The sequence below is a fragment of the Mammaliicoccus stepanovicii genome, from assembly GCF_002902525.1.
GTDB lineage: Bacteria > Bacillota > Bacilli > Staphylococcales > Staphylococcaceae > Mammaliicoccus > Mammaliicoccus stepanovicii.
In genome coordinates this window covers 1-12,748 of sequence record NZ_PPQZ01000008.1, presented here as the reverse complement: position 1 = coordinate 12,748, position 12,748 = coordinate 1, and the positions used below count along the sequence as shown (strand labels likewise).

Sequence of the window (12,748 nt, the reverse complement as noted above, 5' to 3'; positions counted from 1 at the left end):
TATAATCGTACGGTTTCTACAAAGTTACCCAAGCAACCTCACGACAAACACTTCATTACAACAACCCATTAGTGCATTGTACACTTGTTTAGCTTGTCTTTCTTTCTGAACTAATCCGTATACCGTCGGACCACTTCCACTCATTAGCGTTGCATCTACGCCGCTATTTTTCATAGTGTTTTTTAATTTTGCAACTTCTGGGTACAAGCCCATCGTTACATCTTCCAAACTGTTTCCAAGAGATTTACATAGCAATTCATAATCACCATCATTTAATGCACGTTGACAGTCTTCTGTTGGAATATGATGTCTATTATTTAAGTTCAAAGCACCATAGATTTCTGGCGTAGACACACCGATGTCTGGTTTAGCAATGACAACCCATGCTGATGGTGGTTTTGGTAGATGTGTCAATACTTCTCCTCTACCTTTACAAAGCGCTGTCTTACCATATATACAAAATGATATATCTGATCCAATCTCAGCTGCCAATGAACTTAAATTCTCAAGTGTATCGTTTATCTCCCACAATTGATTCAAGCCTCTAAATGTTGCCGCTGCATCACTTGAACCACCTGCTAATCCGGCTGCAATAGGTATGCTTTTTTCAAGTGAGATTGTAACGCCTTCTTTGATTTGGTACTTATCTTTCATTAACTTTGCTGCTTTATATGCTAAATTCCTTTGGTCGCTTGGTACGAAATTATGTTCTACATTAATAACGATTTTTCCATCTTTACGACTTTCAAATGTTAAACGATCATTTAAATCAACAGTAGTCATAATCATTTCAACTTCATGATAACCATCTTCACGTTTAAATAAAGTATCTAATGTTAAATTAATTTTTGCTGGTGCTGTCTCATAAATCATATACTTGCCCTCTCTAAAACTTATTATTATGATTTTACCACAAATAAAAGACAGAAAGTATTAGCTTTATTTTAATTTTTCACAATAAAAAAACTCTACGCCATATCACAGTCATATCGCGTAGAGTTTTTTATTAAATTGCTAATGTTTATTGAACAACAAATATTTCTTTATGTTCATTCATAAATGCTACTTGAACATTTTCAGTTAGTACATCAGTGTATGTATAAGATACACGTTCAAAATTATGTTTATCTTGATCTAATTCAACCACGAACACTGAAGGATACGTTTCTTTAAGCACACCACTTCGCTCAATTAATTTCTTACGTCCTCCATTGGCTTTAAGTACAATGCGATTTCCTAATTGACAATCTAATATTTTTTTAATGTCTACTAAAGTCTTCGGCATATTGACCCACCTCGCTATGTATAAAATTATACTATTACAACGGGGTTTTGTCAAATAAAATTTAAATTTTATCAATTAGAGAAGGCATTGTCAATATATTTATACAGATAAATTCGGGTATTTTTTCAAGTTGTTACAAAGTTGTGCATATTCTTGTATTGTTAGTGTCTCCCCACGTCGTTTAGGGTCTATATTAGACGTCGTTAACCACTCCAAAATTTCTTCCTTATGCATTTTGCCCTCGATAATTGTACTAATATAATTATTTAAAATCGTTTTTCTGCGTTGTTGAAAAGCACCTCTTGTTAATTTAAAAAATAGTTTCTCATCATCAACTACGACTATTGGTTCTTTACGTTTAGTTAGTTTTATAACAATCGAATCAACATTTGGTGGTGGCATAAAGACCGTCTTAGGGACCACTAAAACACGTTCCGTCTCAGTATAATATTGGCATGCGATAGAAAGCGATCCATAACTTTTACTACCTACCTGTGCATTAAGACGTTCGCCTACTTCTTTTTGCATCATGACTACATATCCATCAATTGGCAAGTTGTTTTCTAATAGATTCATGAGTATTGGTGTCGTTATATAATAAGGTAAATTTGCCACAAGCATTATTTTGTCACAATCTTGAAGGTGTTTATCAATCTCTTCTTTTACATTTGCCTTTAATATATCCTCATTTACTACTTGTACATTAGAATATGGACTCAATGTATCTTCCAGAACAGGAATAAGTCTCTGGTCAATCTCAAATGCTAAAACTTTTTTTGCTGAACGAGCTAACTGTTCAGTTAAAGATCCCATACCCGGTCCAACTTCTATAACTCCTGTATTTTCATCTATATCACTAGCAGAAATAATATTTTGTATAATATTCGTATCAATTAAGAAATTTTGACCTAAACTTTTTTTGAATTTAAATCCATATTGATCTAACAACGCTTTTGTTCTTTTAGGTGTCGCAATATCTTTATCGTTCATGTATGTCACTCCTCTTTATATCCAAGCGCTTCTTTTACATCTTTTTCAGTATAACCGAAAGCGTTCAATTTATTTAATAGTTGTTTGCCATTTGAATGGCCGATATTCAATTTATTACAAAGCACTTTTCTTCTCTGTCTTGCCTCAGGTCCAATTATCAACCCTAAATCAATTAACACTGCTTTATTAATTGTCTCAATATCTGCTTCTAAAGGAGAGCTTACATTCGTTAATGCTTCTTTAACTACCTCAATACTTGCATGTTCAACACCTATTTTGCCTTTTTTGTTTTTTGCTTTATCCCTCGGTATAAATGCATGTTTAATAGTAGGTATATATTGTTTTATTGTATTTCGAATTTTATCACCCGGGAAATCTGGGTCAGTTAATACGATTGCTCCACGTTTTTCATGAGCTTGTTTAATCACTTCCAGCGTTTCTTTCGTTATTGCAGAGCCATTTGTTTCTATTGTGTCGCAATCTACAGCACGCTTTACATTTACAGTATCATCTCTACCTTCAACTACGACAAATTCATTTATTTTCATCTTATTACCTTCTTTAAAGATGCCCCAAAACAATCGTTTCGGGGCATCTTATTGTTATATTTTAAATAATCTTTCTGCATTTTCAGTAGTGACTTTACAAACCTCTTCGTAGGTCATACCTCTTAATTCTGCAATTTCTTCAGCTACTAATTTAACACGGGCAGGCTCATTTCTCTTACCTCTATATGGATGAGGAGATAAAAATGGTGCATCCGTTTCAACTAGTAAACGATCAATTGGTACGTGTTTCGCAACTTCTTTAGGCTGTTTTGCATTTTTAAAAGTAACTGGTCCACCTAATGAAACATAGAAATTCATTTTTAATATTTCATCTGCAATCTCTGGGGAACCACTAAAACTATGCATAATACCACCAACTTCACTTGCATCTTCTTCTCTTAAGATGTCTACGCAGTCTTGGGTTGCCTCTCTATTATGGATTATAATAGGCAATTGAACACGTTTGGCCAATGCAATTTGCTTTCTAAATACTTCCTTTTGAACGTCCTTTGGCGATTTATCCCAATGATAGTCTAAGCCCATTTCACCTATCCCAATGATTTTGGGATGTGCTGACAACTTCTCTATCCATTCTAGTCGTTCATTTGTACAATCAATTGCGTCAACAGGATGCCATCCTATGATTCCATAAATAAAATCATATTGATCTATAAGTTTCATCGTTCTTTCAATTGTTTTTGTATCGAAACCAACGACAAACATTCTGTCTATACCTTCTTCTAACGCTCTATCTATAACCTCTTGTAAATCATCATCGTATTGATCAGCATTTAAATGTACATGTGTATCTATTAGCATTCATATCCTCCGTTCTAATCGTTACTTAATTGTAGAACCATTTTGAATTGCATTTGGTAAACCTACTAATGTTAGTGTTCCATCTTTTTCTGCAGATAGAATCATGCCCTCAGACATTTCACCACGTAATTTTACTGGCTTCAAGTTCGTAACAACTGCAACTTTTTTGCCTACAATATCTTCTGGTTTGTAAAACGCAGCTATACCAGAAACAATTTGTCGTTTTTCAGTACCTAAATCGACCTTGATTTTCAATAATTTATCAGATTTCTTAACATAGTCAGCACCAATTACTGTCGCAGCTTTGATTTCTACTTTATCAAATTGGTCTATTGTGATTTCAGGTTTACCCGCCGGTACTTCCGCTTCTTGTTCTTCTGAATCAGCTGAAGTGCCACCTTGCATTGAGTTTTTAATAAAAGCTACTTCTTCCTCAACATCGAGTCTAGGGAATATTGGTTCTGGTTTTTCAATCACTTTAACATCTTTATCAATTGCACCATAAGTTTCAATGCTTTCAAATGTGTCTAATTCGCCTTTTTCTAAGTTCAATTGGCGGAATATTTCATAAGGCGCATTAGTTAAGAATGGACGTAACAACACTGCTGCAAATCTAATGTTTTCAACTAAATGAATCATTACATTTTCTAGCATTTCACGTTCATTTTCATCTTTAGCAAGTACCCATGGCGTTGTTTCATCAATATATTTGTTCGTACGACTTATTAACTTCCATATTTCAGATAAGGCAACTGAAAACTGCATGTTTTCCATTGCAGCATAGAATTTATCTTTCGTGTCGATTGCCATTTGTTCAATTTCTTCATCTAACGGGTGTAATTTACCTTTATATTTAGGAAGTACACCACCAAAGTATTTATTGATCATTGCTATCGTACGATTAACTAAGTTTCCTAAGTCATTTGCTAAATCATAATTTGTACGGTCAACGAATGCTTCTGGCGTAAACACACCATCTGCACCAAATGGTAACTCTCTCATTAAATAGTATCTAGTAGCATCTAATCCGTATTTATCAATTAATACATTCGGATCAACTACATTACCTTTAGATTTACTCATTTTCCCATCTTTCATAAGTATCCAACCATGTGCGAACTCACGTTTAGGTAACGGTAAATCCAACGCCATTAATAATATCGGCCAAATAATAGAATGGAAACGTACGATTTCTTTAGCCATTAAATGAACATCTGCTGGCCAATATTTCTTGAATAATTCATCATCATCTGATAAATATCCTAAAGCAGAAATATAGTTCACAAGTGCATCTATCCATACATAAACAACATGCTTAGGATTTGATGGCACTTGAATACCCCAATCAAATGTTGTTCTTGAAATAGCTAAATCTTCTAAGCCTGGTTTAATAAAGTTATTAATCATTTCATTTTTACGTGAAATAGGTAAGATAAACTCTGGATTTTCATCGAAGAATTTTAATAATCTATCTGCATATTTATCTAATTTAAAGAAATAACTTTCTTCTTTAACTAATTCGACATCATGACCAGAATCCGGACTTTTTCCTCCGACAATTTTGTCGCCTTCATAGACTGGATCTACTAATTGCGTTTCAGTGTAATAAGTTTCGTCAGGAATTGAATACCATCCTTCATATTCTCCTAAATAAATATCACCTTGGGCTAATAATCTTTCGAAAACTTTTTCGACAACAATTTTATGTCGATTTTCTGTCGTACGTATAAAATCATCATTTGAAATATCTAATTTTTTCCATAGTGCCTGTATACTGTTAATGATACCGTCTAAATATTCTATTTCAGAAAGACCCGCTTCTTTAGCCTTTTCTTGTATCTTTTGACCATGTTCATCTGTACCTGTTAAATAATGAACGTCATAACCTTGCAATCTCTTATATCTAGCAATTACATCACCAGCAACCGTTGTATACGCGTGACCTATATGTAAATTCCCGCTAGGATAATAAATCGGTGTCGTAATGTAAAAAGTCTCTTTCGTCATCGGCGTTTCCTCCTAATATCTTATCTATATAATATACCTAAAATTAAGGTTTTTTTCAATATTACCTTAATATGGTAATAACTCTTGGTGATTTCTGAAAATTAAAAAATTAAATGCATGCAACATATTTTCTTATTGACAATTTCTTCAAAAAGTATTAGTATTCTAAATATGTAATTGTCGAATGAATGTCGAATTAGATAATTATGGATATATTATACGGAGGTAAAGAGATGAAATCAACTGGAATTGTACGTAAAGTAGATGAACTAGGTCGCGTTGTAATCCCTATCGAATTACGACGTCTTTTAGATATCGCTGAAAAAGATGCTCTAGAAATTTATACTGACGATGACAAAATTATTCTAAAGAAATATTCTCCAACTATGACTTGTCAAGTTACTGGTGATGTTTCAGAAGATAACTTTGTATTAGCTGATGGTAAAATCGTGCTAAGTAAAGAAGGCGCTAAACAACTAGTTTCAGAAATTGAAAAAAAGTCTTAAATATAAATAGTCGAATCTAAAACTAATGTATTTAGCTTTATATAAAAATCAAGGCACCTCTAAAAAATCAGTATGATTTTTTAGTTAGGTGTCTTTTTTTACTCTTGTATATGAAAAGCTTCGTATACATCTCTTTTTTTCATTTTTCTATCTATAGATACTTGTTTAATTGCATCTTTTGATCGCATTTCATGATTTTCAACATAGAATTCAACATGTTCTTTTAAATTCATCTCTTCCCACCATGTTGTATCTTGCAAACTTTCGTCCTGACCTTGTATCAATATCACAAACTCCCCTTTTTGAGGAATTTCTTCACTCTCAAGCATTTGTTCAATGATTGTTGATTCTTCAGTTACAACTTGCTCGAATTTTTTTGTTAGCTCTCTACCTAGTGATATTTTCCTATTTGAATCTATTTCACTTATTGCTTTTACAGTTTGTTTAACTCTGTATGGCGATTCATAAATCATGACGGTAGATTCTCTTTGCATCCATTTATCTAGTACATCATGTTTTTCTTTTGCCTGCCTAGGTAAAAAACCTAAAAACACAAATTTATAAGAAGGTAAACCACTCGTCATAAGCGCTGTAATTGCAGCGTTAGGTCCCGGTATTGTTTCTACACGTATTTCTTTATCTCGAGCTTGATTGACTAATTCATAGCCAGGATCACTAATACATGGACAACCTGCATCCGAAACTAAAGCAACCGTCTTATCAGTATCTAGTAATTCCAATATTTGTTTAGAAGCTTTATCTTTATTATGTTCGTGGTAAGACTTCAAAGGCGTATTTATACTATAATGTTGGCATAATTTAGCTGTAACACGTGTATCTTCACAAAATATATAATCCGCTTCTGTCAATATTCTTACTGCTCGATATGTTATATCTTCAAGATTGCCAATTGGCGTACCAACTAAATATAATATAGACATATTACCCCTCCTTTATAAGTGCGAGCTTTTTTGCTCGACTCAATTGTTTCATTGCATACTCTCGTTTTAAGGCGTCGGACTTATTATCATATACTTCATGGTAAACAAGCTTTACAGGTCGTCTTATTTTAGTATATTTAGCACCTTTACCTTCATTATGCATCTTAATTCTTCTTTCTAAATCTGTTGTGTAACCAGTATATAGCGTTTGATCTTTACATTCTAAAATATATGTATAGTGGTTACCCATAATAGACTTCCTTCATTTCATTAGAGTAGTCACCTTGCTCATTATAAATGTAAAATGGTTTTTCAATTTTCAATCCAGCTTGACCACCACTTCTACCTTCTACTAATATTGTGACAGCTTCATTTTTTGCAGGCGTGCTATACACCATTCTTAAACGTTTAGGCTCAATATTAAACATTCTAAATGTACTTAAGACGTCCATCAATCTTTCCGCCCTATGAACCATCATTAATTTACCACCTTGTTTAAGTAAATGTTTACTCGCACGTACTACATCTTCAAGTGTACAATATATTTCATGTCTCGCAATCTTATGTGCTTCTTTCTGATGTTTCATTTGTTGATTTTCTTTAAAATAGGGTGGATTAACCGTCACAACATCAAATGTTGAAGGTTCAAATTTGTGTGCTACCTGTTTTAAATCTAACAAGTTCACTGAGATTTGTTGATCAAGCTGATTATGTGTGATTGTTCTTTGAGCCATGTTGACTAATGCTTCTTGTATCTCTATACCTTGGATTTCCGATTGTGATTTATGTGACAATAACAATGGAATAATCCCATTTCCTGTACACAAATCCATTACCTTATCTTTATTTCTAGTATTTACAAAATGTCCTAGTAACAATGCATCAGTTGAAAACGAAAATACTTCATCATTTTGTATGATTTCATATCCTTCTCTGATAAGTTGGTCTAATCTCTCACCATCATTTAACATTAATTCACCTCATTTAAAAAATCAGGCATATAACATGCCTGACTGAATTATTCTCTATTAAGCACCTCTAAACAGAACAAACAATCTTGTCCTTGTCTATGTTTACCAAATAGCTCACCACGACAAATATGAAAACCTTCATGATATAACATCGCAAAATTATCTCTACTTTGTAATGGCCTTACTTTTTTGTTAGGTTTTTTCTGGCTATCTACTTCTTCTGATTCTACTACTCTTTTCAAACTTTCATTCTCCATTTGAAGCGCCACATTATCTTCAACTAGTTCGACAGCTTGATTTTTTAATTTTTCCATATGAATATTAATTTGTTTAATTTCATTTTCTAAAGTCATTATTGTATCAAACAACTCGTCCCTATTCACAATAAAATCCTCCCTTATGAATGGACTTCAAGTAATTCATCTAGTTTATAATCAAAAAGTTGTTCGAAACCTTTAACTTTAATTTGCATTGTCACATCTAAAATGTTCAGTCCTACAACTTTTCCGTCTCCTTCAGGTGTAACGACTGCTGTTCCAACATCCGGCAACTCATTTCTTACTTCTTCATAGTAATCATTCTCATATTTCAAGCAACACATTAAACGACCACATGCCCCAGAAATTTTGGATGGGTTTAAAGATAAGTTTTGATCTTTCGCCATTTTAATTGAAACTGGTTCAAAATCACCTAAAAATGTAGAGCAGCATAAGGAACGACCACATGGACCTATTCCTCCTAATAATTTAGCTTCATCTCTTACACCTATTTGTCTTAATTCTATTCGTGTCTTTAACTCATATGCTAATGATTTCACTAAATTTCTGAAGTCAATTCTATCATCTGCAGTAAAATTAAAGATTACTTTGCTTTTGTCTAATGTATATTCGCAATTTACTAGGCGCATATTCAACTCATGTGCTGCTACCATTTCCTTACAAAGGTTTAACGCTTCCTCAGCATCGTTTAAATTAGACTGATACTTTTCTATATCATCGTCTGTAGCGAGTCTTAGAACCTCTTTTAAAGGTAATACAACATCATCTTTTCCAACGTGTCTATTTGTTAATTTAACTCTACCTAACTCCATACCACGTTTTGATTCAACAACTACTAAATCATTTTCTTTGAAACGAATCCCATTTGGTGAGAAGTATTCTTTTTTTCCAGCTTCTTGAAATTGAACACCTATGATTTCATACATTTAATCACCTCTTCCCGTTTATAACCATTTGTTCGAGTACTAATGTTGCATTAACATTTTGTGCTAATTTACGATTCGCCTCAGTTATTACTTGTATATAATTAGAGATATTATCTAAAGTGAGTTTTGTCGACATCTCCGCAATTTGTGTTTCCAAATCCGGATATGCTTTTGTGACATCTAATTCTACTTTTGCATGCAATAAATCTTGAAAATACGCATTTAAACTATTTAAAAATAATTGCTGTAAAGGGCGTGAATTAGCAATTTTTATGCATTCAATCAAATATATCATAGCCTTTTGCTGATCATTTATCATTAAGTTAGCTAATTTCGTTACTGACTTCCTAATTTGAATGTAGGATTGTTCTTCTATTAAAGTGAGTGCTTCTTCCTTATCAGATGTAACAAAACTCAACGTATGAGCAATCGCAGACGAAACATCCGAGGCTTCTAATTCTTGGATATATGCTTCCTTTGATGAAGGTTTAAAATGAACAAGCTGACATCTTGAATGTATGGTTGGTAATATTTGATCTTTCTTAGTTGTAAGTAACAGGGCAATTGTATTTGGTGGTGGTTCTTCTAAAAATTTCAAAATACTATTTTCACCCTGTACTGTTAGTTTATCAAAAGCTTCAATAATGTAAACTTTATATTGACTTTCTATTGGTTTTTGATTCATTTTTCTTAATAATTCTTCTATTTGTTGTTTCTTTATAGTCGTTTCTTCTGATTGAACATATACAAAATCAGGATGGTTGAATGTCTGAACTTTTACTTTGCACGTACTTTCATTTTGGCATAAAATACGTTCAGCAAAATACATTGCTGTAGATTTCATTTCAAACATATTATCCCCTTCGAATAAATACGCATGTGATAACTGATCAGCATTCAGTAAATGATCGATTTCTTTTGTTAATTGCATTATGCACGCTCCTTGCAATAAAAAAGCTGCACTAATGGCAGCTCATCACTTCTAAAATTGATGGAATTTTTCGATTGGCATCACAAAGACTGTTGCGCCTCCAACCTCTACTTCAACTGGATACGGTATATATGAATCTGCACTGCCTCCCATTGGTGTAATAGGTGAGACGAGTTGTTCACGATTACCACATGTTCCATCTATTACACGTAATAATTCGTCTACACGTTCATCTTTAACACCACATAAGAAAGTTGTGTTACCTGCTCTTAAAAATCCGCCTGTTGTTGCGAGTTTTGTAGCTCTGAAATCTTTTTCGATTAGCGCTTCAGATAAATTTTGACTATCTTGGTCTTGGACAATCGCTATAACCATTTTCATAATAAAACACCTCTCCAATTATTATATCATATTTTATACTTGATTTAAGAAATTTACAATCACTTGATATGCGTCTTCTATTACACTTTCTAAAGACTGGGTCGCATCAATAACTTTAATTCTTTCAGGGTACTCAGCAATTAATTGTTTGTAACCTTCGGATACTTTATGATGAAATTCAATCTTTTCTTTATCTAGCCTATTTGAATCTCTATTATTATCTTTTATTCTATTTAAACCAACTTCTGCTGGTACATCAAAGTACAGTGTTAAATCAGGATAAACACTTTCAATTGCAAATTCATTAATTGCTTTCACTTCTTCTACCCCAATTTCACGAGCGTAACCTTGATAACTTAATGAACTATCAACAAATCTATCACAAAGCACTATACCACCTTTATTTAGCTGTGGTAAAATTTTCTCAACTAAATGTTGTCTCCTAGCAGCAGCAAATAGTAATGCTTCAGTTCTTTCATCCATTTCGTCATCACTGTCCAACAGAAGTGCCCGGATTGATTCACTAATCTTAATACCACCGGGTTCTCTCGTCATAATCACATCGTAACTCGTATTTAATCGTTCATATAATTCTTTTAAGACAGTTGTTTTACCCGATCCTTCAGGACCTTCGAATGATATAAATTGACCCATTCATTCTTCACCCTTTACCTTTATTTGCTTATTTATTATACCTTCCACTCTACCACCACTTTCTATCCATTGTAAAAGAGAATCTGCAACCTCTTTAGTTATAAGTTCACCTTTTAGGATGACAGGTATACCTGGTGGATAAGGTATGATATTAGTACCAGACACGCTTCCGATTGCCTGTTCTATTGGTATTGTTACAAGATTATTCAATTTTCCAATTGAACATTCAATTGAGTCAGTTGGCAACTCAATTGTTTCTGTATAGCTCTTCACTTCTTTTATATTTAAATTAAAATTTTGAATTCTTTGTAGCAACTCATCAAACGGAAAGTGGTCTGATATATCCCAAAGTGGCAGAACAAGCAATACGAAGTCATGATTACTAAGCTCTACATAAATATTTGCCTCTTCGAATATATTTTGTACAGCAAAACCAGATAAACATCTTTGTGACACAATTAATTTTAGAGGGTCCGTCAGTCTTCCCACTGTAAAACCTTTACTTTCTAAACATTTTATCAATAGATTTCTATTGAGCTGAAACTTCTCATCATTATATTGTTTATAAAATTCTTCCGCATACTCTAAGCTACTCATAATCAGGTAAGAAGGACTAGAAGACTGTAACATACTTAAATGTTCTTGAATGATATGCTTGAATTCTAATGTGTTTTTTATGTATATAACAGATCCCATCGTTAAAGCTGGCAACGTTTTATGATAAGACTGAACGACGATATCTGCTTGATATTCTAAAGATGATTTTGGAAAATATGAACTGATACCAAAATGTGCACCATGTGCTTCATCTACTAATATTGGTATGTTATGTTCTTTTAATATTTTGATACACTTTTCGATTTCAAAAGTTTCTCCATAATAATTAGGATATGTAAATATCGCCAACTTTACTTTAGACAAATCTAACTGCTCTAAACCTTTAACGCCATCATATTCTTTAGTTTTTGAAGATACTGTCATAGCCATCCATCGTGCCTTCTGTTGTGTTAAACTCAGACCGTTATATATAGATTTATGTGCATTTCTAGGTATCAATATCTCGCCTTCTAAATGTGCTACAGCATAAATAGTAGATAAAATACCTACTGTCGTGCCATTCACTAAATATTGCGCACTATACCCTGGGTACCTATCCATTTGTTCCATACTCGTTTTTATACAACTTTCAGGTTGATGCAAATCATCTAATCCCGTTATTTCCGTCATATCCATATCTAAATTTAAATCCTTTAAATTTCCAATTGTATTATTGTGATGACCTGGGACATGTAATGAAATTGCACGATTTGCTTTCAATGATTTAAGTTTTTTGTTTAAACTCATAATTAAAGTACCTCAATTAAAGATTTTCCCTCATTATAACAATGATAAATGTAAACGTCTAAATACAACCAAAAAAAAGAGACCTAACAGGTCTCGAGTGCGGCTCATCGCATCCATTTTTATTACTTGCCCGGCAACGTCCTACTCTCGCGGAACGTAAGCCCAAC

16 protein-coding genes are annotated in these 12,748 nt (G+C 33.2%); 1 reads left to right on the top strand and 15 read right to left on the bottom strand.

Translation table 11 applies throughout. From position 1 onward, the window contains the following. Positions 1-24: 24 nt before the first annotated feature. From ispE to metG, 6 genes are all read right to left on the bottom strand, one after another. Positions 25-873, bottom strand: coding sequence for a 4-(cytidine 5'-diphospho)-2-C-methyl-D-erythritol kinase (ispE, locus tag CD111_RS01150; protein ID WP_095089851.1), 849 nt, complete (start codon positions 871-873; stop codon positions 25-27). Positions 874-1,021: 148 nt separating this feature from the next. Continuing rightward, on the bottom strand, positions 1,022-1,285 hold the full coding sequence (gene veg, locus CD111_RS01145) for a biofilm formation stimulator Veg (protein WP_095089853.1): 264 nt from the start codon (positions 1,283-1,285) through the stop codon (positions 1,022-1,024). A gap of 99 nt (positions 1,286-1,384) precedes the next feature. Continuing rightward, entirely contained in the window at positions 1,385-2,275 is an 891-nt protein-coding gene (rsmA, locus tag CD111_RS01140) for a 16S rRNA (adenine(1518)-N(6)/adenine(1519)-N(6))-dimethyltransferase RsmA (protein ID WP_095089855.1), read from the bottom strand. 5 nt (positions 2,276-2,280) lie between these two features. Continuing rightward, entirely contained in the window at positions 2,281-2,823 is a 543-nt protein-coding gene (gene rnmV, locus CD111_RS01135) for a ribonuclease M5 (protein ID WP_095089857.1), read from the bottom strand. Between the two features lie 54 nt (positions 2,824-2,877). Then, entirely contained in the window at positions 2,878-3,642 is a 765-nt protein-coding gene (locus CD111_RS01130) for a TatD family hydrolase (RefSeq protein WP_095089858.1), read from the bottom strand. A 21-nt stretch (positions 3,643-3,663) separates the two neighbouring features. After that, positions 3,664-5,649, bottom strand: coding sequence for a methionine--tRNA ligase (gene metG, locus CD111_RS01125; protein ID WP_095089859.1), 1,986 nt, complete (start codon positions 5,647-5,649; stop codon positions 3,664-3,666). Between the two features lie 233 nt (positions 5,650-5,882). Between metG and CD111_RS01120 the strand changes: the two genes are divergently transcribed. Then, positions 5,883-6,155, top strand: a complete 273-nt coding sequence (locus CD111_RS01120) for an AbrB/MazE/SpoVT family DNA-binding domain-containing protein (protein WP_095089861.1) — start codon at positions 5,883-5,885, stop codon at positions 6,153-6,155. Between the two features lie 98 nt (positions 6,156-6,253). Here the strand turns inward: CD111_RS01120 and rsmI are convergent, their stop codons facing one another. From rsmI to CD111_RS01075, 9 genes are read right to left on the bottom strand one after another with little or no spacing between them, the layout of a single operon-like run. Further along, positions 6,254-7,096 carry a 16S rRNA (cytidine(1402)-2'-O)-methyltransferase gene (rsmI, locus tag CD111_RS01115; RefSeq protein WP_095089864.1) on the bottom strand — a complete coding sequence of 281 codons (843 nt, stop codon included), beginning with the start codon at positions 7,094-7,096 and terminating at the stop codon, positions 6,254-6,256. A 1-nt stretch (position 7,097) separates the two neighbouring features. Continuing rightward, positions 7,098-7,346: a GIY-YIG nuclease family protein gene (locus tag CD111_RS01110; RefSeq protein ID WP_095089866.1), complete on the bottom strand. Its 249-nt coding sequence runs from the start codon at positions 7,344-7,346 to the stop codon at positions 7,098-7,100. Beyond that, positions 7,339-8,067: a tRNA1(Val) (adenine(37)-N6)-methyltransferase gene (locus CD111_RS01105; RefSeq protein WP_095089868.1), complete on the bottom strand. Its 729-nt coding sequence runs from the start codon at positions 8,065-8,067 to the stop codon at positions 7,339-7,341. The genes CD111_RS01110 and CD111_RS01105 overlap by 8 nt, the downstream gene beginning before the upstream one ends. A 47-nt stretch (positions 8,068-8,114) precedes the next feature. Beyond that, complete coding sequence (yabA, locus tag CD111_RS01100; protein WP_095089870.1) at positions 8,115-8,450, bottom strand: DNA replication initiation control protein YabA; 336 nt, start codon at positions 8,448-8,450, stop codon at positions 8,115-8,117. A 14-nt stretch (positions 8,451-8,464) separates the two neighbouring features. Beyond that, on the bottom strand, positions 8,465-9,271 hold the full coding sequence (locus CD111_RS01095; RefSeq protein ID WP_095089872.1) for a PSP1 domain-containing protein: 807 nt from the start codon (positions 9,269-9,271) through the stop codon (positions 8,465-8,467). Between the two features lie 4 nt (positions 9,272-9,275). Further along, positions 9,276-10,202: a hypothetical protein gene (locus CD111_RS01090; protein ID WP_095089874.1), complete on the bottom strand. Its 927-nt coding sequence runs from the start codon at positions 10,200-10,202 to the stop codon at positions 9,276-9,278. A gap of 51 nt (positions 10,203-10,253) precedes the next feature. Next, positions 10,254-10,583, bottom strand: a complete 330-nt coding sequence (locus CD111_RS01085) for a cyclic-di-AMP receptor (protein WP_095089875.1) — start codon at positions 10,581-10,583, stop codon at positions 10,254-10,256. Between the two features lie 33 nt (positions 10,584-10,616). Beyond that, complete coding sequence (gene tmk, locus CD111_RS01080; RefSeq protein WP_095089876.1) at positions 10,617-11,237, bottom strand: dTMP kinase; 621 nt, start codon at positions 11,235-11,237, stop codon at positions 10,617-10,619. Then, positions 11,238-12,581: an aminotransferase class I/II-fold pyridoxal phosphate-dependent enzyme gene (locus CD111_RS01075; protein ID WP_095089878.1), complete on the bottom strand. Its 1,344-nt coding sequence runs from the start codon at positions 12,579-12,581 to the stop codon at positions 11,238-11,240. Between the last annotated feature and the right edge of the window lie 167 nt (positions 12,582-12,748).

Bases quoted from the DNA above. Each gene is read 5' to 3' on its own strand.
- ispE (WP_095089851.1), bottom strand. From the start codon at position 873: ATGATTTATGAGACAGCACCAGCAAAAATTAATTTAACATTAGATACT.
- veg (WP_095089853.1), bottom strand. From the start codon at position 1,285: ATGCCGAAGACTTTAGTAGACATTAAAAAAATATTAGATTGTCAATTA.
- rsmA (WP_095089855.1), bottom strand. From the start codon at position 2,275: ATGAACGATAAAGATATTGCGACACCTAAAAGAACAAAAGCGTTGTTA.
- rnmV (WP_095089857.1), bottom strand. From the start codon at position 2,823: ATGAAAATAAATGAATTTGTCGTAGTTGAAGGTAGAGATGATACTGTA.
- CD111_RS01130 (WP_095089858.1), bottom strand. From the start codon at position 3,642: ATGCTAATAGATACACATGTACATTTAAATGCTGATCAATACGATGAT.
- metG (WP_095089859.1), bottom strand. From the start codon at position 5,649: ATGACGAAAGAGACTTTTTACATTACGACACCGATTTATTATCCTAGC.
- CD111_RS01120 (WP_095089861.1), top strand. From the start codon at position 5,883: ATGAAATCAACTGGAATTGTACGTAAAGTAGATGAACTAGGTCGCGTT.
- rsmI (WP_095089864.1), bottom strand. From the start codon at position 7,096: ATGTCTATATTATATTTAGTTGGTACGCCAATTGGCAATCTTGAAGAT.
- CD111_RS01110 (WP_095089866.1), bottom strand. From the start codon at position 7,346: ATGGGTAACCACTATACATATATTTTAGAATGTAAAGATCAAACGCTA.
- CD111_RS01105 (WP_095089868.1), bottom strand. From the start codon at position 8,067: ATGTTAAATGATGGTGAGAGATTAGACCAACTTATCAGAGAAGGATAT.
- CD111_RS01095 (WP_095089872.1), bottom strand. From the start codon at position 9,271: ATGTATGAAATCATAGGTGTTCAATTTCAAGAAGCTGGAAAAAAAGAA.
- CD111_RS01090 (WP_095089874.1), bottom strand. From the start codon at position 10,202: ATGCAATTAACAAAAGAAATCGATCATTTACTGAATGCTGATCAGTTA.
- CD111_RS01085 (WP_095089875.1), bottom strand. From the start codon at position 10,583: ATGAAAATGGTTATAGCGATTGTCCAAGACCAAGATAGTCAAAATTTA.
- tmk (WP_095089876.1), bottom strand. From the start codon at position 11,237: ATGGGTCAATTTATATCATTCGAAGGTCCTGAAGGATCGGGTAAAACA.
- CD111_RS01075 (WP_095089878.1), bottom strand. From the start codon at position 12,581: ATGAGTTTAAACAAAAAACTTAAATCATTGAAAGCAAATCGTGCAATT.